Source organism: Vibrio gallicus, from assembly GCF_024346875.1.
Classification (GTDB): Bacteria; Pseudomonadota; Gammaproteobacteria; order Enterobacterales; family Vibrionaceae; genus Vibrio; species Vibrio gallicus.
Map to the genome: position 1 here is coordinate 804811 of NZ_AP024872.1, position 24410 is coordinate 829220.

At 43.8% G+C, this 24410-nt stretch carries 20 protein-coding genes; 9 read left to right on the forward strand and 11 right to left on the reverse strand.

The genetic code is table 11. The features are described 5' to 3' along the window. Positions 1-43: 43 nt before the first annotated feature. Positions 44-1039 (forward strand): HlyD family secretion protein, encoded by a 996-nt coding sequence (locus OCU28_RS15355; RefSeq protein ID WP_261817761.1) that lies wholly within the window; start codon positions 44-46, stop codon positions 1037-1039. Then, positions 1039-2559 (forward strand): DHA2 family efflux MFS transporter permease subunit, encoded by a 1521-nt coding sequence (locus OCU28_RS15360; RefSeq protein ID WP_261817762.1) that lies wholly within the window; start codon positions 1039-1041, stop codon positions 2557-2559. The genes OCU28_RS15355 and OCU28_RS15360 overlap by 1 nt, the downstream gene beginning before the upstream one ends. Before the next feature lie 77 nt (positions 2560-2636). Here OCU28_RS15360 and OCU28_RS15365 read toward each other — a convergent pair whose 3' ends face one another. The 6 genes from OCU28_RS15365 to OCU28_RS15390 form a co-directional block, all read right to left on the reverse strand. Continuing rightward, entirely contained in the window at positions 2637-2954 is a 318-nt protein-coding gene (locus tag OCU28_RS15365) for a DUF6693 family protein (RefSeq protein WP_261817763.1), read from the reverse strand. Between the two features lie 36 nt (positions 2955-2990). Next, entirely contained in the window at positions 2991-3953 is a 963-nt protein-coding gene (locus OCU28_RS15370) for a hypothetical protein (protein ID WP_261817764.1), read from the reverse strand. A 73-nt stretch (positions 3954-4026) separates the two neighbouring features. Further along, the gene (locus OCU28_RS15375; RefSeq protein WP_261817765.1) at positions 4027-6552 is read right to left on the reverse strand and encodes a LuxQ periplasmic sensor domain-containing protein; all 2526 of its coding nucleotides are present in this window, start codon (positions 6550-6552) and stop codon (positions 4027-4029) included. A gap of 3 nt (positions 6553-6555) precedes the next feature. Beyond that, entirely contained in the window at positions 6556-7659 is a 1104-nt protein-coding gene (locus OCU28_RS15380) for a substrate-binding domain-containing protein (protein ID WP_261817766.1), read from the reverse strand. Beyond that, positions 7656-7943 (reverse strand): GIY-YIG nuclease family protein, encoded by a 288-nt coding sequence (locus OCU28_RS15385; RefSeq protein ID WP_261817767.1) that lies wholly within the window; start codon positions 7941-7943, stop codon positions 7656-7658. The genes OCU28_RS15380 and OCU28_RS15385 overlap by 4 nt, the downstream gene beginning before the upstream one ends. Before the next feature lie 12 nt (positions 7944-7955). Beyond that, complete coding sequence (locus tag OCU28_RS15390) at positions 7956-8594, reverse strand: YceH family protein (protein ID WP_261817768.1); 639 nt, start codon at positions 8592-8594, stop codon at positions 7956-7958. A gap of 217 nt (positions 8595-8811) precedes the next feature. Between OCU28_RS15390 and OCU28_RS15395 the strand changes: the two genes are divergently transcribed. The 3 genes from OCU28_RS15395 (at position 8812) to OCU28_RS15405 (ending at position 10617) form a co-directional block, all read left to right on the forward strand. Then, on the forward strand, positions 8812-9126 hold the full coding sequence (locus OCU28_RS15395) for a DUF496 family protein (RefSeq protein WP_261817769.1): 315 nt from the start codon (positions 8812-8814) through the stop codon (positions 9124-9126). Positions 9127-9260: 134 nt separating this feature from the next. Next, the gene (locus OCU28_RS15400) at positions 9261-9857 is read left to right on the forward strand and encodes a pentapeptide repeat-containing protein (protein WP_261817770.1); all 597 of its coding nucleotides are present in this window, start codon (positions 9261-9263) and stop codon (positions 9855-9857) included. Positions 9858-9909: 52 nt separating this feature from the next. Further along, positions 9910-10617 (forward strand): class I SAM-dependent DNA methyltransferase, encoded by a 708-nt coding sequence (locus OCU28_RS15405; RefSeq protein WP_261817771.1) that lies wholly within the window; start codon positions 9910-9912, stop codon positions 10615-10617. On the opposite strand, the gene OCU28_RS15410 is transcribed toward OCU28_RS15405, so the two are convergent. Continuing rightward, a complete protein-coding gene (locus OCU28_RS15410; RefSeq protein WP_261817772.1) occupies positions 10606-11553 on the reverse strand; it encodes a LysR family transcriptional regulator in 948 nt (315 codons plus the stop codon). The genes OCU28_RS15405 and OCU28_RS15410 overlap by 12 nt on opposite strands. A 116-nt stretch (positions 11554-11669) precedes the next feature. Continuing rightward, positions 11670-14270: a GH92 family glycosyl hydrolase gene (locus OCU28_RS15415; protein ID WP_261817773.1), complete on the reverse strand. Its 2601-nt coding sequence runs from the start codon at positions 14268-14270 to the stop codon at positions 11670-11672. A gap of 405 nt (positions 14271-14675) precedes the next feature. On the opposite strand from OCU28_RS15415, the gene OCU28_RS15420 reads away from it, so the two are divergent. Both OCU28_RS15420 and OCU28_RS15425 read left to right on the forward strand, forming a co-directional pair. Further along, on the forward strand, positions 14676-15116 hold the full coding sequence (locus OCU28_RS15420; protein WP_261817774.1) for a PTS sugar transporter subunit IIA: 441 nt from the start codon (positions 14676-14678) through the stop codon (positions 15114-15116). A gap of 4 nt (positions 15117-15120) precedes the next feature. Next, positions 15121-16479, forward strand: coding sequence for a fructose-specific PTS transporter subunit EIIC (locus OCU28_RS15425; RefSeq protein WP_261817775.1), 1359 nt, complete (start codon positions 15121-15123; stop codon positions 16477-16479). A 94-nt stretch (positions 16480-16573) separates the two neighbouring features. On the opposite strand, the gene OCU28_RS15430 is transcribed toward OCU28_RS15425, so the two are convergent. After that, positions 16574-16960 carry a tautomerase family protein gene (locus tag OCU28_RS15430; RefSeq protein ID WP_261817776.1) on the reverse strand — a complete coding sequence of 129 codons (387 nt, stop codon included), beginning with the start codon at positions 16958-16960 and terminating at the stop codon, positions 16574-16576. A gap of 278 nt (positions 16961-17238) precedes the next feature. Between OCU28_RS15430 and OCU28_RS15435 the strand changes: the two genes are divergently transcribed. Then, entirely contained in the window at positions 17239-19008 is a 1770-nt protein-coding gene (locus tag OCU28_RS15435; protein ID WP_261817777.1) for an amidase family protein, read from the forward strand. Between the two features lie 368 nt (positions 19009-19376). Further along, the gene (locus OCU28_RS15440; RefSeq protein WP_261817778.1) at positions 19377-20132 is read left to right on the forward strand and encodes a class I SAM-dependent methyltransferase; all 756 of its coding nucleotides are present in this window, start codon (positions 19377-19379) and stop codon (positions 20130-20132) included. A 62-nt stretch (positions 20133-20194) separates the two neighbouring features. Here OCU28_RS15440 and OCU28_RS15445 read toward each other — a convergent pair whose 3' ends face one another. Further along, complete coding sequence (locus OCU28_RS15445; protein ID WP_261817779.1) at positions 20195-21073, reverse strand: amidohydrolase family protein; 879 nt, start codon at positions 21071-21073, stop codon at positions 20195-20197. A gap of 185 nt (positions 21074-21258) precedes the next feature. Further along, positions 21259-24408 carry an efflux RND transporter permease subunit gene (locus OCU28_RS15450; protein ID WP_261817780.1) on the reverse strand — a complete coding sequence of 1050 codons (3150 nt, stop codon included), beginning with the start codon at positions 24406-24408 and terminating at the stop codon, positions 21259-21261. Positions 24409-24410 lie beyond the last annotated feature (2 nt).

Genomic DNA, 24410 nt, shown 5'->3' on the forward strand with positions numbered 1-24410 from the left:
GCCTATAACTCATCCCATTCACGCCGCTCTAGTTGGATTTTTTATGAACAAATATTTAAAAGGCTTTATCGTTGCTCTTATAATTTTAGGAGTTGCTAGCGGTCTAGCTTACTACTGGCATTACAGTGATTTACACCCTTCTACCGAAAACGCTTATGTTCACGGTAATGTCGTTTCTGTCGCACCACTGGTTAATGGTCGCGTCACCAAAATCTCAGTCGATGACTATCAGTTTGTACATATGGGCGACCACTTGGTAACCATAGACCCTGCCCCATATCAGCTAGCAGTAAAAGAGGCTCAAGCTGCATATCAAGCGGCTCTACAAACGAATAAATCACAAGAGTCGGGGGTAAACGCAGCTATTGCTTCTCTCAACGAAGCCAAAGCAAACCTTATCAACGCCCAAAAGAACTACCAGCGCACTCAAACCTTGGTAGCGAAAAAACTGGTACCAATTAAACAAGCAGACACCGATCGTACCCAACTTGCCGATGCTCAAGCACGTCTGCATGCCGCACAAGCTAATCTTCAACAAGCCATTGACGCCCAAGGCGGCAAAGGTGATGAATCAGCCATGGTTCAACAAGCTGCAGCAAGACTGGCTCAAGCTGAGCTTAACCTGAGTTATACCGAAATCAGTGCACCATTTGATGGTTATGTGGGCGATGTAAAAATACATTTAGGCACCTTTACCGCAACTGGTCAGCCGCTATTTCCTTTAGTGAAACAATACAGCCAGTGGGTTCAAGCAAACTTTAAAGAATCTCAAATGCCTCGCCTGCGTGAAGGCCAAAGCGTTGAGATTCGAATCGACATGTACCCTGATGAAGTGTGGCACGGTAAATTAGCCAAGATTTCTCCGGCCAGCGGTAGTGCCTTCTCGCTACTTCCTCCAGAAAATGCGACTGGCAACTGGGTAAAAATAGGGCAACGCTTCCCGATTAAGATAGAGATCACCGACGACCTATCGACTAAGCCACAACTTCGTATTGGTGCCAGTACTCAAGTTACTGTTGACACTACTGCTGGAGAATAATGGTGCACGAAATCACTCCATTTAAAAGATGGATGATCGTCATCGCGGTCATGACATCTGCCATTATGGTACTGTTGGATATGACCATTGCCAACGTTGCCCTACCCCAGATGCGTGGTTCTCTAGGGGCAACGTCGGACACCATTACTTGGGTATTAACCTCTTATACGATGGCCGAAGCGGTATTCATACCGTTAACCAGTTTCTTTGCCGGTAAATTAGGCGAGCGTAAACTGCTACTCGTCGCCGTGACAGGCTTTATCATCGCGTCTACCCTATGTGGTCAAGCCCAATCTATCGAAGCTATGGTGTTTTTCCGCGTAGTACAAGGGGCGTTTGGTGCGGTGGTCATCCCACTATCACAGTCACTACTTATTGCGGTATTCCCCCCTAACGAGCGCGCTAAGGCAATGTCAATATTTAGTATTGGTATCTTGCTTGGTCCAATACTCGGTCCAACGGTTGGAGGAATGATCACCCAAAATATGGATTGGCGTTGGGTTTTCTACGTCAACGTTCCGGTGGGCATTTTTTGTCTGTTAATGATCTACTTTTTTGTTCATATATCCAACCGCCAAGTTGCAAAGATAGATTGGCCAACCATTATATCTATGGCGGTAGGTATCGGTTTACTGCAATTGGTGCTTGACCAAGGTAACCAGAAAGACTGGTTTGAGTCACGCATGATCCAAGCAAGCCTGATTATTGCCTTGAGCGGGATAGCCTATTTTGTTTATCGGAGCTTTAAGACCAAAAGCCCCGTTGCCCCCATATGGATGATCAGTAACCGCAACCTTGCTCTCGGATCCACCATGATGGCAGTGTTTGTTAGTGCGTTATTTGGGTTAACGGCGCAACTACCTATGATGCTTGAGGGCGTTCTAAACTACCCAGTAGATACCACAGGTTTTTTGATGGCACCACGGGGAATTGCAGCGGCGATAACCTTGATCATTACCGCTAAGTTTATGAATAACTCTAGGCTCAAGGGTTCTGTGGGGCTTGGTGCGGTTTTATGCGGCATCGCTGGGCTTATGATGTCACAGTACTCGGAGAACATCGATTTCTTCTGGATTGTGGTGCCTAGTCTTATCCAAGGTTGTGGTATGGGCTTGGTATTTAGTGGATTATCTTCCATTGCATACACCACCTTAGCCCCAGAGCAAGGTGTAGCGGGGGCGAGTATTTTCAACCTGTTTAGAACCATTGGTAGCTCATTTGGTATCTCAATCGCAACTACCTTCCAGTTCCGTGATTCCCAACAGCAATGGAATGCGATGAGTCAATCGGTAACGCCATATAACCCTAATCTGCAGCAATGGTTGTCAGATACAGGTCGGACCCTAGGCGATCCGACAACCCAAACCCTACTGCAAGAGCAGGTACACAAGCAGTCAGAAATACTGGCATTTGTGCATACTTTCTCATTTATTACGATGTTGTTTCTATTGATCATTCCATTGCTATTCTTGGTCAATATCCCCAAAACAGCATCCGCGACTCCGCCCGCTGGGCACTAAACCGTCGTCGTCACAAAAAAGCGCAGCATATCTCAGATATGCTGCGCTTTTTATTCGAATCTTTACCGCCTTGGCGGTTATCCCAGTCGCGTATTATTTAATGCGTAATTACAAATACGATAAAAATAGAAGAAATAACCGATACCAAAGGTCAATATAGTGATGAAAAACCACAGAATCACATGGCCTAGATTACCAAACAGGTCAATATCACACACCATTTTTTGCTCTGTACCATCGGCATTCACCACATAAGTACGATTAATCACAAACTTTGCAAATGAATAAGGGAAAAATAACAGCGCAATCCCAAAGGTAATAATGGTCGCAAAAATCCACAAAATCATGTGCCCTAAAATATCCATCACTGCTATATCGGCTCGTAACTTCATCATCGCCTCTTAAAAATAAAATCAAATAAGTTCAATACGTTAGTTAGCATCTAATAATTCTGCCCACAACCGCTGATTAGGGTCTTGTGACTGAACCCACTTAGCATCTACACGTGCATTCAAATACACCTGCAGTCCATCAAATGCTTGAAACGCAGCAATGCCACCTAGATGTTGGTGTTGCTCAAAAAACGCATCTTCGCTCTGTTCAAGTTTGGTTAGGTTATCAATTCCGCGCGCCATTGCCCAGCCGATGGTTTGGCCCGATACCACAACCTTGTTAATCTTGACGGTATGTACCGCTTCGGAATTTATCTTGCTAAGGGGGCGTTGCTGCTCTTTGAAGATGATGCGTCGCTCAGTTTCTTGCTGTTCAATCTCTTCTAAAATCTCATTCACTTGGGAACGAGTGACTGAGGTATAAATGCGCGCAATCTTTAATGCATAGTCAAAGCGAGCCTGTCCTAAAATTGCCACTAAGCCCTCAAATAGGGACTTATTTAACGATTCTGCACGCTGAAAAAATTCTATGGCCGCATCGAAGTTTAAGAATTTTTTTCCTTCAAATTCATAGGCATAACTATCATCAACGATCTCTAGAGGAATTCCATTGGCGCTGAGCGGCCAGCCCTCAAACTCAATACGTTGCTTAGCAATTTCATACATAGCCCACGCACTCTCGGTAAACCCTTTAAATGCGGTTCCTTCAAGCTGGGTTTGTTGCAGCTCTTGTTTAGTCCAATTAACCCCAATCCCAAGATGTTTAGCGTAACGCTTCATGAGTGCGTTCTTCAGCTGCAAGCGCAAATTCCAAATGGAATCGGTGGCACTGCCACCTGCCAACTTATGACATTCATCGCACGCTGGGATAGCAAGCGGAATATGGGTTGTGTAATCAGCGTCATGTATCGGGAAATTTAATTCTCGATAGCTAGGCTCACCACAAAACCAGCAGCAATGGCGAAGATTAAAAGGGATATCGATAGAGGCGTAATTCAACATATTTGAGTGTTCAATGGAAAAATTCTCAAGCAGACTATCACGTTAAATTTCGACTGTTAATGGCTACACCACATCACAGCCGCTGATTGTTATTTAATTCAACAACCTCAGTTATCGCCTCAAACAGCGCCTGTTCTAAAATCGGCTTAACCAACACTTGATTTGCACCGGCTTGTCGGAAGGCATGTGCAGTTTCATCAAAGCCATCAGCCGTACAAGCAATTATTGGAACAGACAATCCAAGATGCTGCCGAATAATCTGAGTGGCATCGACACCATCTAGATTTGGCATTTGGTTATCCATCAAAATCAGATCAAAGGTTTTGGCTTTTAAGATCTCAACAGCTTGTAATCCATCCATTACCCACTCAATGTGCATTCCTTTCTTATGACACATAGATTGAATCACAAAGGCGTTGGTTTTATTGTCTTCAACCAATAATACATTTAGCCCGTTATAGCATGCAAAGTCAGGCAACTCAGGCGGCGCAACTTGTGATTTTTTCACTATCCGCTCTATAGGGATCTGGACAGTAAATTCACTGCCTTTATCCGGTTCACTATTCAGCTGAATCGTGCCACTGAACTGTTTTACCAGACTATCCACAATACTAAGCCCAAGACCACTACCACCGAACTTGCGACTAATATTGCTATCGGCTTGGGTAAAAGAATAAAAAACCGCCTTTTGATGTGGCTTGGAGATCCCTATCCCGGTATCCTTGACTTGCATATACAGTTGACCACGATTCACACCATCATCGCTTAACCTTATAGTGACGTTAACTTCACCTTGCGGGGTGAACTTAATCGCGTTGCTAACCAGATTTAGCAATATTTGAGTTAAGCGTAGCGGATCACTCTTTACTACCACATCCCGCTCAAACTCTTCATGCAGAGTAAATATCAGATCCTTTTGACCACAGCTAGGTTTGGCAAAAGCGCTAATATTCTCTACTATCGAATGCAGTGAAAACTCAACCCGTTCTAGTACCATTGCGCCTTTATCTATCCGCGAGAAATCAAGGATGTCGTTCAATAACTCCAACAGATGTTGACTGCTTTGAAGTAGAACTTCTGTTTGCTGTTTTTCAGCTTGAGTTGTGACCTGCTGCTTGAGTAGTTGCGCCATACCGAGGATACCATTAAGGGGAGTCCGGATCTCATGGCTGACCTTGGCTATAAATTCAGCGCGTGCTAATGCATTGCGCTCCGCCTCTTTTCTGGCTAACTCGCTCTGACGTTCCGCTTCAATATATTGGGTAATATTCTGCCCTTGAACAACGAGTACCGGCTTAGTATTTTCTACCAAAATCGGTGATACGCTCCAACTATAAATCACGCCATCTATTGAGGTATCCGTCTTGGCTTGTGCCTTTTCACTAAACGCCTGTTTACAGATTTTCAGCAAAGCGGCTCGAAGTGAGGTCAAGTCATCATCAAAGGCGTGCTTCGCCGCTGGATTTGCCGATACGATATCTAGATGTTCATCCACTAAGATGGTTGGTAACAAAGAGAACTCGAACAGATTGCGAAGGGAGTGGTCCTTCTCTTTTTCTCTACGAATACTGGCCTCTAAAGTTTGGCCCAATCGGTCGAACTCGATAAAGTTTGAACCGATAAATTGAATATTTTTCTTTGTACTATCAAAGCTATCTGCCAGATGCATTACTCCGGTGATCTCTTTTTCTATACGTCGATTTACAGAGCGCGTAAACCAGATGGCAAGTAACGACATCGTCAACAGTAATACAATCAGAGATGTCGCCATACGGTACTCCACTCCCTCAAGTTGCAGGGTATCTTGAATAAAAAGAGCCGTAATCGGAGTATCTACACCATCTATTTGCAGGGTTATTTCGCGAACAATATTGTGTTGGGTTGAGTTGATACTGGGCAACACTAAGCCTTGTGGTTGCGGTTTGGTTGGAAGTGCTTGACCCGATTGCGCAATAACAACCCCATCTTCCTCAAGCATTATCTGTTTGATGTTGGCATCACTACTCAATTGCTGAAGAAACGAAACGTTATTATCGAGCACCAAACCAATAAAATAATAACCAACAACCTCACCGGTGTAGGAATCAACGACTACCACTCGCCTCAGCATCAAGTGCTTTAAACCAAGCTTGGAAGTCACATTCAAAAAGTACCATTTATTATTGAAATGAACCTGCTTAGCCAAAGCCAATAGCTGGGTACTTGAGATACCAAAGAATTCATTCTTGCCATCTTCCCAAGTCAACTTTCCATATTGATATAGAAAGCGTAAATCAGGCGAATTGTTAGGAGCGAATTCCTCAACCTCACGCATAAAGCTATCAATTGCCCGCAGGTTCAAGGCTTGAAAGCTATCAATCAAGGTGCGTGATTTAGAGGTAATATCTTGGCTCACTTGCACAGATTGCAAATGATTCTCCATCAGCTGCTTTACTATCTGTGAGGTTTGGTCAAAATTACGTTCAACCTCAGTGCTAAAGGTGGTGGTGTTGAGATGATAGTTATAGACAAAAAAGACACCAATCACGGCGGCCCATATAACCCAAGCAATACGGATTATTTGTGTAGTAAGTGATAACTTTTTGGCTTTATGATTCATAAATTATTGATTTGAATAACGAAAGGCGCGACGTTCAAGACCGGTTATATACGCAGAAGAATTCTGTTTAGATATCAACCTGTAATCCCCTGAATACACCTGCGGTACAGGCTGTCCCTCTAAATCTAGCTTGATTGCCTCAGCCATCGCAATCCCCGTATCATCGGTCATTCGCATAACCGTAAAATCAAGCCTGCCCTGCTTTATTGCCTTTAATTCAGATGCCCCGCCGCCCCAGCCATTTACAACAACACCCGATCTGTGTAGATCACCTAAAGCGTCTACTACACCAAACGCTACATCGGTTGAACTTGCATACACAAAATCCAATTCAGGCTGTTGTTTAAACATAGATTGGGTTGCCGTGTAGGCCGACGCCTTGTTTGCTTGCGTGTAATACGCCCGCTTGAGTGTGTATTTGTCTGCCTGTTGCATCTGCTTGATGAAGGTATCTCCCCGCGCTTCACTAATATAACCAGGAGAGAAATAAACCAAGCCATAGTTAGCTGAATTTGGGAATAAGAATTGATAGTGCTGTGCCAACATTTGGCTACCCAGTACATGGTCAAAACCGACATACATTAGGGGGCGATGCTCTTGCCATGATTTTATTGGCGTAGTGATATTCAACAAAATAAGCTTGGTCTTTTGCTCATTTAACACCCGATAAGCAAATTTTCGATGCTCACTGGTATCTAGGGTAAAAATCAGATAATCCGATTCATTCTTTAATACCTGCAAAAGGCTACGGCTCTGCTGTTTGTGATCTAGGTTTGGGCGCGTTGAATACTGATTGATCTCATAGGCAATCCCAAGTTCTTGTAAACGCAATTTCAGGGCTTTGATATTACGCCACCAATAATCGGATAATTGCGTACCAGGATAAACAACATCGATTCGAATTGGCTTATTAGGTGAGGTTTGGATAGGGACAGCCGTAGTATAAACCCGCTCTGCCATTTGCGCAGTGAGTTTGGCTTGAGTTGGGTGTGCAGTTAGATACGCTTGATAATCCCAGTAATCACGAAAATTAAGGCTCTGTTTGGCGCACATCGGTAGCGAGACAACACAACCGACAATAAGCAGTAGTATTGCTCGCCATTTCATGCAGCATCCTCGGGGAGGCTAACTAGCCCCTGAATTAATAGCTCTTTGAATTTTTTCGGTTGTTGTTTAATGAAATACTCCAATTTCATCGCTGTAGATTTGTCAAACCCTGACTCAAACCACTCAAGAACAAGTGGGCCTTTGCCACGTAATGCCTTGGCTCCCTTGCCGCTTTGATGCTGAGCAAAGCGGCGGTCTACATCATTAGTACAACCACAATATAGAGCGTTAAGCTTAGTTCGAATTAAGTAAACGCTCCATTCACTGTGCAACTTTTGCGTCATTAACGTTGTTCTTTATTGAAGTAAGGCTTTAATCTCAGCCAACTCTTGGGTTAGCTGCGCAACTTGCGACTCTAACGCCTCAATTCGCTCGGTTGTTGCGGTTTTGGGTGTAGATACGCTGTGATGTTCGGTGGCGGCTGTAACATCCACCGCGCCACAAAATAGGTGCTGATAACGAGACTCTCGTTTTCCCGGCTCCCGTGGCAATTTGACCACTAAGCCAGACTCGGCCATTTTCTCTAACGTTGCTTCTACCTCTTTTACATCAGCAAAGCTAGCTAAGCGATTAGTTCGAGTACGCAACTCACCGGGAGTTTGGGCGCCGCGCAATAGCATGACACACACAATAGCTCGCTGCTCGGTAGACAATTGTAAGTCACCAAATTCTGTGTTGCAGAAGCGGTGCTTATATTTAGCTGTGCGACTATTAAAGGCACTTTCATCGCTTGCAAGGTGTCTCTCAATCAAAGCGTTTACCACATCCAATACCTCTGCATCGCTCAACTCCATAACCGGATCGCGGTTACTTTTCTGATTACATGCGGTAGTTAAGCTATTCAGGCTTAACGGATAATAATCTGGAGTCGTGATCTCTTTCTCAATCAGGCAGCCTACAATTCTGGCTTCAAGTGCAGATAGTTCAACTAGCATAGTGAATTTCCATTTTCATAATAATGTCAAAATTGTATGCAACTATCGGCTTGGTTGCGATACCACAGCTCAAGAAATCAGGCTGATCGTCGCGCTTTTGTGCAATCATCTATTAAAAAGGTGCGCTAAGTGGGTAATGCTTGAATTTTACCCTGTTCGTTTGCACGAGCTTGTGGTTTAATTTATTTAGTTAAATTAAGTTGTTAAAGGAATTAAAATGAACAACGTTTATGAAATCGTGAACCTAGCTCGACGTAAAAATAAGTTAAAGCGTGAAATCACTGATAATGAAAAGAAAATCCGTGATAACAACAAGCGTGTTGACTTACTAGAAAACCTAGTTGACTACATCAAGGCTGACATGACCCATGATGAAATCATTATGATCATCAAAAACATGAAAGCAGATTATGAAGACCGTGTAGATGACCACATGATTAAATGTGCTGAAATATCGAAAACTCGTCGTGATATCAGCCGTAAAATCCGCGATCTTACCGAAGTAGACAAGCAAGCTCATAGCAAAAAATAGTCTCGACACCTATCTATAAAACGGAGCGACTTGCTCCGTTTTTTGTTTCCCTGCCCTTTACCTTAGTAACCCCTTTAACCTCCCCCAAAAACGCGTTACTCTTCGTCGAATCAAATGAAGTCAAGGGTACCCATATGCCTGTTGCGAGTAACCAACAGTACTATAATCAAGTATTTAAGAATCAGGAATTGGTTGGCGAGCAGCTTCAATCTACTGAATTTGAAGAGTGTACATTCACCGATTGTAACTTTTCTGAAACGACCTTTAAAAATTGCCGTTTTATCAGTTGTGAATTTAATGGGTGTAATCTGAGCCTACTAAGACTCACTAATAGCCGACTGACCGACATTCATTTTCAGCAATGTAAATTGGTTGGAGTGGATTGGACACTAGCCGATTGGCCTAGCTATCACCTAGATTTTGAATTGAACTTCAAACAATGTGTCCTCAACGACAACTCATTATTTGGTCTAACATTGCATAGCTTGAATCTCGTTGATTGTAAGGCCCATGATATGGACTTTAGAGAAGGCGATTTTAGTCATCTCACTATCACCTATTGTGATCTGACCCACGCACAATTCATGCGAACTAATCTGCAGCAAAGTGATTTTACTGAATCAAGAAACTACGCAATTAATCCTTTTGAAAACAACCTTAAAGGCGCAAAGTTTTCACGCTGGGAAGCGTTTAGCCTACTAGAAAGTATGGGTATTGAATTGGTCGATTAGTCCATATTTTCCAGATTATACCCCACGCAACTAACATCCAATGAGGCGCGCAATGAAATCCGATATGTACTCTAAATTTGCTCATGAATATGACCAAGCAACCGCAGATAACCTCTACAATGCGCATTTTGAACGCCCTATCTCACAATCATTACTTGGTGATGTTACCCAGCTCAATGTTTTGGATTTAGGCTGTGGCCCGGGCGCATATACAAAGTATCTTATCGATAAAGGTGCCAAGGCTATCACCTGTATCGACTATGCCAGCGAAATGGTCGAGCTTGTCAGCACTAAGTTTGGTCAGCGCATCACAGCATACCAACAAGACCTTTCTATCGGCTTACCCAAAGAACAACAACATAGCTTCGATGCCGTGATCTGCCCTCTAGTTATTCATTATATAAAAGACTTACACCCTCTGTTTAAAGATATTGCGCGGGTATTAAAGCCGGGTGGCAAATTTGTTTTTTCAACTCACCACCCTTTTGCAGATTTCGAGTCGACTAAAACCCATAACTACTTTGATACTGAGCTAATTGAACAGCAATGGAACACCATAGGCCAACCTGTCGCAGTGCGCTTCTATCGCCGACCGCTACAAGCTATCTTTGATGCAATTAGCGAAAGTGGATTAGTGGTCGCGAAAATCTCTGAGGGGCAAGCAAAACAGCAGCAGCAACAGGTATTTGGAGAGAGATACGACTACCTATCTAAAAACACCAATTTCTTGTTTATCAAATGCCTAAAACTAGCGGTATAACTGATGATAGTTGGGGATATGGCTTTCCCAAAAGGCGGGCGTACCTATATATTCCTGAACATAGCGGATAAACTCACTCACCAGCAATGTCTGCTTTCGATGCGGATAAACCGCATATATCCCTGTATCCATAGTCGACAGCCGATAATCGGTTAATAGTGGTACCAACCCGGTCTCATCAATAGGGCGATCAAGGTTAAACAAGTCAATTAGCGCATACCCTAAACCATCCTCAATCGCTCCCATCATGGTTCGCACATCACTGACCTTATAGTTTCCACGCATCTTAAAGGTCTTTAATTCCTCGCCATGGGGCTCCTCACTAGTGCGGATCTGATCTAAGGTTACGTCTCCATTGCTATAAACTACCGCCGGAAGGGAAACCAGCTGTGTGATAGTCTGCGGATGACCATATTTCTCAACAAAACTCCGGCTCGCTACCACCGCAAAATTGGTATTAGCTATCTTCTTAGCGATTAAATTAGATTCACTTAACTTCCCCACCCGAAACGCCACATCAAAGTGGTCAGCAATAATATCAGCGCGTTTGTCATCTAAGGACAAGGTCACCTGCACATTTGGATAAGCCGCAATAAACTTGCTAACCACAGGGCGTAGGTACTCCTGCCCGATAAATATTGGCGCAGTTATCCGCAATTGGCCTTTAGGCTCCAAGTGGTATGAATCAGCGATACTGTGAATTTGATGCAGCGTATCAACCAAGATATGAGTCTGGGACAGGATTTCTTCACCTGCAGAGGTCAAAGAAAACGAACGCGTTGAACGATTAAGAAGTTGCACTCCAAGACTCGTTTCGAGCTTTTTAATATGCTTTGAAAGAGACGAATTATCCATATCATGCAACGCGGCGGCCTTGCTAAATGAACCTTGCTGAACCACGTCTTTAAATAACAGCAGTTGATTGGTGATAGACATTATTAGAAACCTGAATGAAGACCTAATACAAACTTCATCTCTAGGGGCTAAAAAGTCAATAGATAGGTAGAAAATTGGCTTAGCCTACAACAGGCCAAGGCTAAGCCAAAACCATATTATCCTTTGAGTTGAGCTGGGGTCATTGCTTGAGTGATGTCATTGGTCATTACGAAATGCAACGTTCCTCCAGCTTTGAACTCAGAGAAGTCAAAGGTAAAGTTTTTATTGAGTTGTTTACCATTGATTGTGACTGAGCGAATATACTTATTATCTACACTATTGTTATCAGCAGTAATGGTAAATTCACCATCTCCCATTGGGATTTGCACCTTATCAAAGATAGGCCTTGCTATAGTTAGAACAGGGTCTGAGCCGCTAACTTGATAAAGACCCATTGCAGACATAACGTACCATGCGGACATCTGGCCAACATCTTCGTTACCACTAATATCCCCACGATCTGTCCCATAAAGCGTATTTTGAATTTGATCGACAACTTCTTGTGTATGCCATGGTTCACTGGTCCAGTTGTATAAGAATGGGATATGGTGCGAAGGCTCATTACCAAACACTACCTGTCCAATCATACCGGTCATATCGCCTGTTTTAGAACACTCATTCGGGTTCTCACTTTGGCATTCATTCGAGAACACTTCCTTAAGGTTACTTAAGAAACCGTCATTGCCTCCCATAACCTGTTTCAGTCCTTCAACATCTTCTGGCACAAACCATGTCCACTGCCATGCCGTCCCTTCGGTATAATCTCCGGTCTGGTGCACGGTTTTATAAGGGTGGAAAGTATCATCACTGGTACTTTTAGACCATTCTCCATCAGACCATATTGGACGCATAAAGCCAGTCATATTGTATTTTTCTTCCCAGTTTTCAGCTGGATTATCTGGATTAGAGGCATTCCAATATTTATGCCAGTATTGAGCGCGTCGCTGGTAGGTTTTGACCACGTCATCGTCATGTACAACCTTAGCGATATTTGCAATCGCATGGTCAAAGTTAGCCATTTCTAGGCCAAATGATACTGATTCAGTATTTCCATCCGCTCGACCAACAGCTGGTACAAAGCCGCACATAGAATCCTTAGCCGACGCTAATGGATCACACTCTTCCGTAGCAGGCGTACCGTCGACTAGCTGTGAGCCGTCGACATATTTGACTTGTTTATTATGTACCTTGTCATAAGTGCTTTGATTCCAACCAGAGTCAATCTTACTAACATCATCGAAGCTAACATAATTTGATGAACGCAGAGCCGCTTCTAATGCACTCGCTTTTTCCTCTTCACTAAACTGTTCTGGGAACTTAGTCAAGGCATCCGCAATAACTGCGACCGCAGGGTAACCAACCATGGTTCCGGTATAGTCACCATGTAATTCCCACTTAGGTAAGATCCCTCCTTCTTGATATTTTCTTATTAGATCTTTCGCTAGATCAACCGCATGCTTAGGCTCGATAATTGTTTTAAGCGGGTGCAATGCACGGAAAGTATCCCATAGCGAATACACACTAAACACCGGAGAGTTCAAGCTACCGTCTTTGACCTCTGAAAAATCACCGCGACGCATAGTACGGTATTGGCCATCAGAATCTTGGAATATATGCGGGGCGACGTTGGTATGGTATAACGCAGTATAGAAAGTGACTAATTCATCTTTGGTACCACCGGCAACCTTGATTTCATTTAATTTCTGATTCCATTCATCTTTTACATACGCAAGCGCTTCATCAAAGGTTCGTGTGCCATCAGTATCAAAGTTGTGCTCTGCGCCTTCAGGACTTGCATAAGAGATCCCAACTTTAGCATTAATAACATGCTGATTAACCGAATCTGAATTGGTATTAAAATCAAGGACTAAAGCACCATCATCAGGATGTCTCCAACTACTTCCTCCTTTTTCAAACTTAGGAGCATCTTTAAAATCATGGTCGAATTTCACATAGAAATAGGTTGTTTGATCGCGTGTTCCAAACGAACGTATAGTCTGTTGCACCCTAACAGTACGACTATCGACAACATCAATTTGGTGGGAAGAGCTACTTTTATTAAAGCTATTTAGCACAAGGCTAACTTTTTTATTTTCTCCATCTGGAAAGGTATATTGATGATAGCCAACCCGTTCCGTCGCGGTGAGCTTAACGTCGATATCACCCTCTTGGATCTTAACGTGATAATAACCAGGAGAAGCCTCCTCGGTAGATTTATCCATATGAGGCCGATAAGTCGCTATATGTGTCCCCTCTGGCATGCTTTCACTGGTAAAAGGGAGCATTTGGAAGTTATTTAAACCGCCAATACCTGTGCCGCTAAGCGCGGTATGTCCAAACCCCACTAAAGCGGTATAATTGTTGTGATAACCGGAACACACCGCCCACCAGTCTTGTCCTTCATCATCAGTGATAGGGGTCATCTGCACCATACCATTCGGTGCGATTGCTCCGGGATGCGTATGCCCAGTTTTTGCAGTACCTATAAATGGATCAACATATTGAGTCAGATCTTTAGTCTGCAATAGGGCTGAACCTTGAGTTTGAGCGGTAATCGTGTCGACTTTTGAGGGTTGATTGAGAGTTGGGGTGACTTGTATAGCATCGGGGGTTGAAGCCGTTCTGGTAGCATGCCCGCCACCATTATCATTACATGCCGTTAACCCACCAACGGCAATTAATATAGAAAATGATAGCAAGTTGAAATTATGTTTCATGTAAACTTCCTTTTATTTTTTTGTAAGGGGATTTAATATAAAATAATACAAATGGCCGATCTTCATTTTATTATTAGCCATTTGATTAGTTATACTTAGTCACTATTTCCATTTCTCAATACAAAAACATGCACTTAAATAATACAAGTGCATATCTTTTCTATATGTAGAATCAACAAACGTGAAATAAAACAGACTAACTTTCATTTACGTTATTTAAAAAACCTCAAATTTTTAGTGACTTAACTCTCAGTCCTCATTTAATTACAGGAAACATTACATTCCATTTTTAGCAATAAGAATGCGTTAATTTCTGTGATTTATGCATCGGTTTTATATTGGTTTTTGCCATAGTTTATATACAAACCTTATATCACCCCTATTAAAAACAGTAAGGACACTTCCATGCTAAGTAAGTTAATTAACTTAGACCTCATCAATATAAATATAAAATCGACAAATAAAAGAGATCTATTTGAAGAACTAGCTAAACCATTGTTCATTGGAAATAAAATAAAAGACCTAGACGTATTCTTACAAGGTATCAACGATCGAGAGTCACAATGCACCACAGCAACAGAAGGCATTGCCTACCCGCACTGTAAAAGTGACACAGTAATCACTCCTGCTATCTCTGTGGGTGTTGTTCCAAGTGGTATTGAATATGGTCAAGATGATGATGAGCCTAAACCGAAAGTTTTTTTTATGATCGCCTCTCCTGCGGACAGCGATTATCACATCGAAATATTAAAAGCTCTATTTGTCAAATTTGAGCCTGAATTCATTGCTAGTTTGTGCAACGCACACTCTGAGCAAGATGCATTAAATATAATAAAAAAGGATTAATATCGTGAGCACACAAACCTTATCTCGTCTCAAAGGACACTTATTATTTGGCACCTCTCATATGCTTCCATTCATCGTAGCTGGAGGGGTATTATTATCTATCGCTGTAATGTTATCGGGCAGAGGCGCAGTTCCAGACACCGGTATTTTAGCTGATATTTCTACTATCGGGATAAAGGGATTAGTCTTATTCCCTATCATTCTCGGTGGCTATATCGCTTACTCACTTGCAGACAAACCTGCGCTGGCACCCGCTATGATAGCTTCTGGTATCATGTCTGATATCGGTGGTGGATTTTTAGGCTGTATCGTAACTGGTTTCATTGCAGGCTATGTAGTTAGACAACTCAAAAAAATCCCAATCCCGGCGAATATGAAAGCGCTAGGTGGCTTTTTCCTATATCCTCTTGGTGGCACATTAATCACTGCTGGTATCGTACTTTGGGGTATTGGTGAGCCAATCAAACTTGCAATGGGCGCTATGAATACAGGCTTAGCAAGCATGGCCGGCACTGGTAAAATAGCACTTGGTGCTCTTTTAGGTGGTATGACTGCATTTGATATGGGTGGTCCAGTAAACAAAGTAGCAACCCTGTTTGCACAAACTCAAGTAAACACCCAACCTTGGTTGATGGGTGGCGTTGCAATTGCCATCTGTACTCCACCACTTGGTATGGCGCTTGCTACATTCTTATTTCCTAAAAAATTCAACACCGCTGAAAAAGAAGCAGGAAAAGCAGCTGTAATCATGGGTTCAATCGGTATCTCCGAAGGTGCTATCCCATTTGCGGCAAACGATCCACTACGCGTGCTTCCGGCAATTGTTGCTGGTGGTGTTGTAGGTAACGTAATTGGCTTTATGGCAAACGTACTATGTCACGCACCATGGGGTGGACTAATTGTACTGCCTGTTGTAGAAGGACGAATCTCGTATATCATAGGTATTATTGCTGGCTCATTAACCACCGCATTGATTGTTGGCCTATGGAAACCGCTAGTAACTGAAGAAGATGAAGATGTTCAACAACCTGCTACGGTTAAAGATAAGCCACTGGTTGCTACAAACTCTACCCACCCTGAAATTGTCGCAGTATCTTGTTGCCCATCAGGTGTTGCCCACACCTTTATGGCCGCCGCTGCTCTTGAAAAAGCGGCAAAAGCCGCGGGCATCAATATTAAAGTTGAAACCCAAGGTCAAGATGGTATTCAGAACCGCATCACAGCTGAAGATATCAGAAATGCTAAGAAAGTTATTTTGGCACACGATATTCAAGTAAAGGAATCCGAGCGCTTTGCAAGCCTAGAGCAGGTTGAGTGCTCTACCAAAGATGCAATCAAGAATGCCGCTGCATTACTCGCTTAATCTTCGAAATAAAGGGGATATTTAAGCCCAATAAAAAAGGCCACACATTGAAACTAATCATGTGTGGCCTTTTTATAAATTTATAATATTGGCTTTAGACCTCAACTTTGTATTTCAGATCTTGAGCTTCATCTCCGGTCATGCCTCGAAACCCCCAGCAATGGGCGGCTTGCTCTTTTATGGTAATCTCAACATCGATAGGCCTAATGCCAAGTTGCTGCTCTAGGTTTAGAAATAAACTCTTGATCAGACGCTTTTTGGTGTTTTCATTACGCCCCTGCATCATATTAACTTCAATAACTGTATAGGCATCAGAGCGACCATCAGGGTAATAGAAATCTTCTTTATCTAACGGAATAAAACGATGAGCACGCTTGTCATCGGGCAAGCCTAATGCCTCTTTCATAGAGCGATGAATGAGATCTGACATCTTCGCTTTAATTGGGTTTAGGTTCTGTTTAATCCCATAAATAACTATCACAATGCTTCCTTAATAATATGTGCCTTTAGCTTAGACTAAGGCGATTCAATCCCTAATTTCATTCAGCATACTCCTGCTCTCATCACTTATTCAAGCCAATGATTTAATTAAGTATTATTAAGATCTTGATGCATATGACTCACTGCATAGCAAGTGTGTGCTTTTGATTCATATATAACCCTCGAAAAAGGAGTATATGTTTTCGCTGCATTAATCCTCGCTGCATCTTGATACTATTGACAGTAAAAATCGCCGATATTGCATATCAAGGAGCCTCGATGTCATCTGAAATACCCTCAAATAAACAACAACGCACTACCTACAAATTTATCAGCGACATCGAAGGTTGGACAGGCATCGACAACCAAGTCCAAACCGACCGCCAAGACGGATGGGACGGATTTGGCAAAGTGGTATTAGAACCTACCGCTTACTACGGAAAGATTGACCGTAATTTCGGACAATTCAATGACGCCTTAATGGATTTCGACCCTGAACCTTTCAAAGGGCTTATTCTCGGCGCCACAATACCTGAGTTACAAGCTGCGATGAATGATGGTCAACTCACATCCGTTACCCTAACTAAATTCTACCTGTGGCGTATCGGACACTACGATATTGATAAACTGAACTCAGTGATGGCGCTTAATCCTAACGCCCTATTCTTGGCTCATGCCGCCGATGAACAGCGTAAACAACAAAGCTCTATTCCCGCTCTACTTGGTATCCCAGTGTTACTCAAAGACAACATTGCTACCGATGATGAGATGCATACCACAGGTGGAATGGCCGCACTTCTTGATTGGCAACCTGACCACGATGCACATATTGTGACTCGCTTGCGTGAGGCTGGAGCGGTAATATTAGGTAAAGCAAACCTATCTGAGAACGCAAACTACTTCACATCAGATCACCCAAATGGGTTTAGCAACCTTGGCGGACAAACTCGTAACCCTTATGGATTCTACAGCGTATTAGGCTCAAGCTCTGGTTCTGCTGTTGCTGCTGGTGCTGAATTTGCCGCAATTACCATTGGCACCGAGACCCAAGGCTCGATCAATGCACCTGCTGAAATGTCGTCAGTGGTTGGCTTTAAACCAAGCATTGGGCTGGTTTCACGTGACAATATTATTCCATTGGGAATGTCGCAAGATTGCGCAGGCCCAATGGCGAAATCCGTTATAGATGCCGCGATTACCTGTAATGTTTTGGTAGACGCAGACCGTAGAGACCCGCTCTATACTGAGGTCAAAGATCTACCTACTTTAGATTATACGGACTGCCTAAATCCAGAATATTATCAAGGCATTAAAGTTGGCATCTACCAACAAGAAAGCAGCCTACACCACACAACATGGCTAGCTGACATTAAAACAGCATTAGAACAATCAGGTATTGCATACGAGATTGTCACCACGTTGCCAACAACTGAAGATGCGCCAGAGCTGGATCTTAATGCTGAATTTAAGCATCAATTTGCACAACTCGCCACTGCGCAAAAACTACCTGTCGCAAGCGTTGCAGAGTTGGTTGAATTTAACAGCAAAGCACCACTTAGCCGCGCTGTATGGGGACAAGACCTTATCCAAAGCGCTGCTGAATCGCCAGTTTTAGCCACTAAGTGCCTAGAACAAGCAGAGCAAAAACGAAAAGCGTGGCAAGATGCAGTAAGTGATTATTTTAATGACCACAATTTTGATGTGCTAGTAACCGAAAACACCCTATCTTACATCTACGCTCCAGCTGGAGTACCATCGGTTTCAGTTCCATTTGGTTACGAAACTCAAGACCGCTCGATTGCCTGCCCATGGATAGAGTATTTCGAAGGCGTCGAATCAGCTATAGGAGCACCTGTATCTGCTCATGTTATGGCAGCCCGCTTTGATGATGGCAAAACATTAGCGATTGCAAGAGCCATTGAACTGGGCAGAAAATCCATGGTATCACGTCAACACCAAGCGCCAGATTTAGCCGCTACTCTATTAATCAATGAACAGGCGGGAGCGTTCTCAGTACATGATGCTCAGCAAGAAAAAGCAGCGAAATAGAGAAAATAAAGCGTTAAATGTACCTAAATGAGTGCATCCTCAATGAAACCCAACCTTGATTAAGGTTGGGTTTCTTTTTAATCAGCGAACAGAACTCAGTTACTCCTACCTGTAAATAACCCAGTTGTGATCTCACTTTTACCACATGATTGTTGAACCAAACATCCGCCAGCATTAGCATCGCCCGCTCATAACCCCGAACACTGGAGGATAAGATGATTGTATTGCAAAGCACTTGGGAAAAAGGGCGAAAGACGCGCTAATCACATTAGTCAGCCCCCTATCCTAATTGCTGATTATTTATCTGAACTATAAAAATTCAAATTAATCAACCACGTAACGAGTACGTGGGACTAGGATAAAAAACAATGAAAGATTTAGATTTACTGATTCAACTACACATTACTCAAACTCGCCAAGGCCCAGGGAGTCAGCAAGACACCCTACTTGCCGCGCAACTGGCCAATCTAGGTGCTAATACTGCGCTTAAAATCGCTGACATCGGTTGCGGAACAGGCGCCGCCAGCATAGATCTGGCTAGCAATCTAAACTGTGACATCACCTCAGTAGATTTTCTGCCAGAGTTTATACAGCAGCTTAAAAGCCGTGCAAATCATGCTGGTGTTAATCATAAGATCACACCTTTAGTTGCAGATATGGCTGAGTTGCCGTTTGAGAATGATAGCTTTGACGTGATCTGGTCAGAGGGTGCGGTGTATAACATTGGCTTTGAAACTGGCATTCGAGACTGGAAAAAGTATCTAAAACCATACGGGAAACTCATTGTCTCTGAGCTCACTTGGCTCACCGATGAACGCCCTGATGAAATTAATGAACACTGGAATCGTGAGTACCCAGAGGTTGCAACCGCAGGTGAAAAAATACGCTTACTAGAGCAACATGGCTATAAACTTCTCGGTTATTTCCCGTTAGATGAGGCCAGCTGGATAGAGCAATATTACGCTCCATTACAGGCTCGATATCAGTCGATAAAAGCGGATTATCCACACCGCTTACCGGCAATTCAACGCCTGATCGACGAAAATGAACAAGAAATCGCACTGTATAACAAATATAAGCAATTCGTTAGTTATGGCGTATTCATAGCGCAAAAAGTCGATTAATTCCCCATCAACACTTACCCCAGCTAGGTTGTAGCTGGGGTGTTTTCTCTGACACTCAATACTTAAAAATCATAGAGTTTAGCCGGGTTATCTACCAATACCTGCTTAACCAGTTGTGGTGTTGGCGCTTGTTCAGCTAATAAATCCAATACTGCCACATCATTGGGCATATCTCGTTTATTTATATATTCACTAGGGTGCGGCCAATCTGATCCCCACAATACCCTTTCACTGCACGCTTCAACAAAGGCGCGCCCGATGGCTATATTGTCACTGTAGCTAGGCGCCCCAACTATCGAGTTTTGATAAGCCGAAGAGATCTTAACCCACGCCCGACCTGCTTGCATAAGCTCAGTTAACACCGTAAAAGCGGGATGGTTAACCCCTTGATCCGCAGGAAGCTGTCCTCGATGATCAAACACCAATTGGCACTCAAGCTGGCCAAATAGCGACTGGTTTTCAACAATAAGATCCGCACTCATCCAAAAGCAGATATGCCAGCCTAAAACCGATAGCTCTCTGGCGCATTTCTTAATAAAAACCGCGTCAAAATCATCTGCAGTATTTATCGCAAATCGAATGCCACGCACCCCCAAACGATGTAGACCTAACAACTCCTCTCTAGGTGGAAGGCGCTCAATGGCAATCACTGCGCGGGCCTTATCACCCAGGTGCGCCAAGGCGTCTAAAGTACAACAATTATCAAAACCATATGCCGACGGGGTTACAATGACACTGCGCTCAAAACCAAGTCGCTTTTTCAGTAATTTATATGCCGAGACTGGCGCTGGAGGAATATTAGTGGTGTCGCGCTTACGATACTCAAAGCTTACCGGATCAAAGATATGATGGTGGCTATCACATGCACCTTCAGGCACTGACAGAGTAGGAAGGCTTCGCCCCGAACAAAACGGGATCTGCGCAGGAATGGTGTGGGTCATTAACGATGTCCTTATCTTGAGCCGATTGACCTTTGGTGATTGAACTTTACTCAACAGTTCAACAAGCCCTAACAATATGCAAGTCACTATTCAATCTATTGTGTGAGCATTCCTAAATCCGGTCAATTTACACATTCAATAAAAGGGCTCAACATCACTGAAGAGCCCTTTAACCTGGTATACGGTTAATCTTCTAGCTCTTTGAGCTTAGTGCTACCGCCATATACCTTTTCACGTAATTTCTGGATGATCGAGTAGAAACCAGGAATGAACAGTGTCCCCGCGAGCAATACGCACAGCAAACCACCGATCAAAGATATGCCCAACGAGTTCTGACTAATATGCCCCGCACCACTAGCAAAAACCAGCGGTAAAATACCCAAGATAAACGACCATGACGTCATGTTTACCGCGCGAAAACGCAGTTTACCGCCTTTCACTGAAGCCTCATCAATTGGCAGTTCATTTTGTTCCCGTTCATTTTTAGCAAATTCAACAATCAAAATTGCATTTTTTGCGGCCAAGGCTATCAGCAGAACTAAGCCTATTTGAGCATATAAGTTGAGCGGTATTCCGGCCAAGTTCAAGGCTAAGAATGAACCAAGGGTTGCAACTGGCACCACCAATATTATGGCAATGGGCACCGTCCAACTCTCATACTGAGCGACCATAAACAGATAGATAAATACCAGAGCCAAAGCGAAAGCAAAGATAGCCTGATTACCCGCCAGCTTTTCCTGATAGGCCATTCCAGTCCATTCATATTGATAGCCTTGAGGTAGCATTTCAGCCGCCACTCGCTCCATTGCAGCGATAGCATCCCCACTTGAGTAACCCGGCGCAGGTTGCCCCTGAATGACCGCAGAACGATACATGTTATAGCGCCATGCTACGTCAGGCTCAAATACCTGCTCGTAGCTCACTAACGTACTCAAAGGCACCATAGCGCCACTTTGACTACGCACAAAAAAGCGCGTCAAATCGTCGATAGACGAGCGATACTCACTATCAGCTTGCATAGTAACGCGGAAATTTTTGCCAAGCATAGTGAAGTCGTTGACGTATATCGAACCAAGATTGCCTTGTAACGTAGTAAATATCTCGGTCAGAGAAATCCCTAATTGTTTGGCTTTTTCTCGGTCAATATCCACATAATAATGGGGAACATTGGCTCGAAATGTACTGAACGTATGTGAAATTTCGGGTTGTTTATTGGCTTCAACAATGAAGTCATTCATCAACTGCGCCAGGTCTGTACGACTGCGCCCCAAAGTATCTTCAAGGACAAACTCAAAACCAGAAGCCGCTCCCATTCCTGGTACCGCTGGCGGACCAAGGGCAAATACCACCGCATCAGGCAATTGCGCCGCGGCAAATGCGTTAATGCGCTGCGAAATGGCAAACGAAGAATGCTCCCCCTCCAATGCGGCCCTATCATCCCAAGATTTGAGCTTAATAAACAACGATGCACCATTTGACGCGGCGGCACCCGTCATAAATGAATAGCCACTGGCTAGGGTAACCCCATCCACGCCTGGTTCGTTTTCAATAATACCCACCAAGCGCTCGGCGACATCTTCGGTGCGTTGTAGCGATGCAGAATCGGGCAACTGCACATTAACCAATAAGATGCCTTTATCCTCTTGAGGAACAAACGCGGTCGAGGTTGTGTTACCAAAATAGGTCACTGCGGCCAGCGCGACGGCGAAAAAGCCCAGCAAAATAATTGATTTTTTAACCAATAAACCCGCCGCTTTACCATAGCCTGAAGTGACACGGTCTAAGCCGCGATTAAAGGCTTTAAACCAACTGGCGGTATTGCCTCCGCCTTGCTTTAAAACTAAAGAACACAGTGCTGGAGATAAGGTCAGAGCATTTATCGACGAGATCACTACAGACATACAGATAGTCAGTGCAAACTGTCGATACATGATTCCGGTAATCCCGGGTAACATCGCCACTGGAATAAACACCGCCAGCAAAACCAAGGTCGAGGTGATGATAGGCCCTGTGACCTCCTTCATAGCCTGCAACGTTGCCTGACGCGGAGTAAGCTGTGGATTGTTGCGCATTATGGTATCGACGTTCTCAATCACCAATATCGCATCATCAACCACGATTCCGATAGCAAGGATCAGTCCAAACAAGGTAACGGTGTTAATGGTAAAGCCGGTCGTCTGCATGATGGCAAAAGTACCAATCAAGGATACCGGAATCGCCACCACAGGGATCAAGGTTGCGCGAGTACTACCCAAAAACAGATAGGTCACTGCTATAACTAATAGAATCGCTTCAATAAGGGTCTTAACTACCCCTTTTATAGATTCCTCAACGAAAATAGTCGTATCGTAGCTGGTCTCATATTTCATGCCATCAGGGAAGTTCACACTGAGGCGGTCAAGTATGTCCATCACCGCTTGTCCGCTCTCTAGTGCATTGGCACCCGATTGCAAAGACAGGGTGACAATTGAGGCATCTTGACCACGGAACTTACCATTGCCGTCATAAAACTTTTTACCTAGCTCAACTCGAGCAACGTCGCGCAGATACACCGCAGAGCCGTCGTTGTCTGCACGTAACATGACATTTTCAAACTCTTCAACGCTTGATAAGCGCCCCTTGGTTACTAAGTTAAAGGTCACGTCCGTCGCTTCATCATACGGCGGAGCGCCTACTTTGCCCGCAGCAACCTGAATATTTTGTTCCGCCAGTGCAGCGTATACATCGGAGGTAGTTAAACCAAGATTGGCAAGCTTTTCGGGATCAAGCCATACCCGCATCGCAAACTCACCACCCCCGATGACACTAACTTCACTGATGCCTTTGGCTCTTGCTAGTTGGTCTTTAACGTTGAGGTTGATGTAGTTAATCAAGAACTGGTCATCATAGCGACCGTCTGGCGCATAGAAGTTCAATACCATTAATAGGTCAGGCGAGCGCTTCTTTACTGTAACCCCAACAGCCCGCACTTCCGGTGGTAGCTTTGACTCAATCTGAGTAACTCGGTTCTGAACATTGACCTGAGCCATATCCGGATCGGTGCCAACTTCAAAGGTAACATTAAGATTGTACGACCCGTCATTAGCACTCTTAGAAGACATGTAGATCATGCCTTCTACCCCGTTGACCGAGGTTTCAATAGGGTCGGCTATCGCTTGTTCAACGGTTTCAGCGCTTGCACCGGTATAAACAGCGGTCACACTGACCGATGGCGGGCTGATCGTTGGATATTCAGATACCGGTAAAACGGCCAACGCAATTGCGCCTGCAAGGGACAAAATAATAGAGATAACCAGCGCAAACTTAGGACGCTGGATAAAGAAACGACTTAACATAT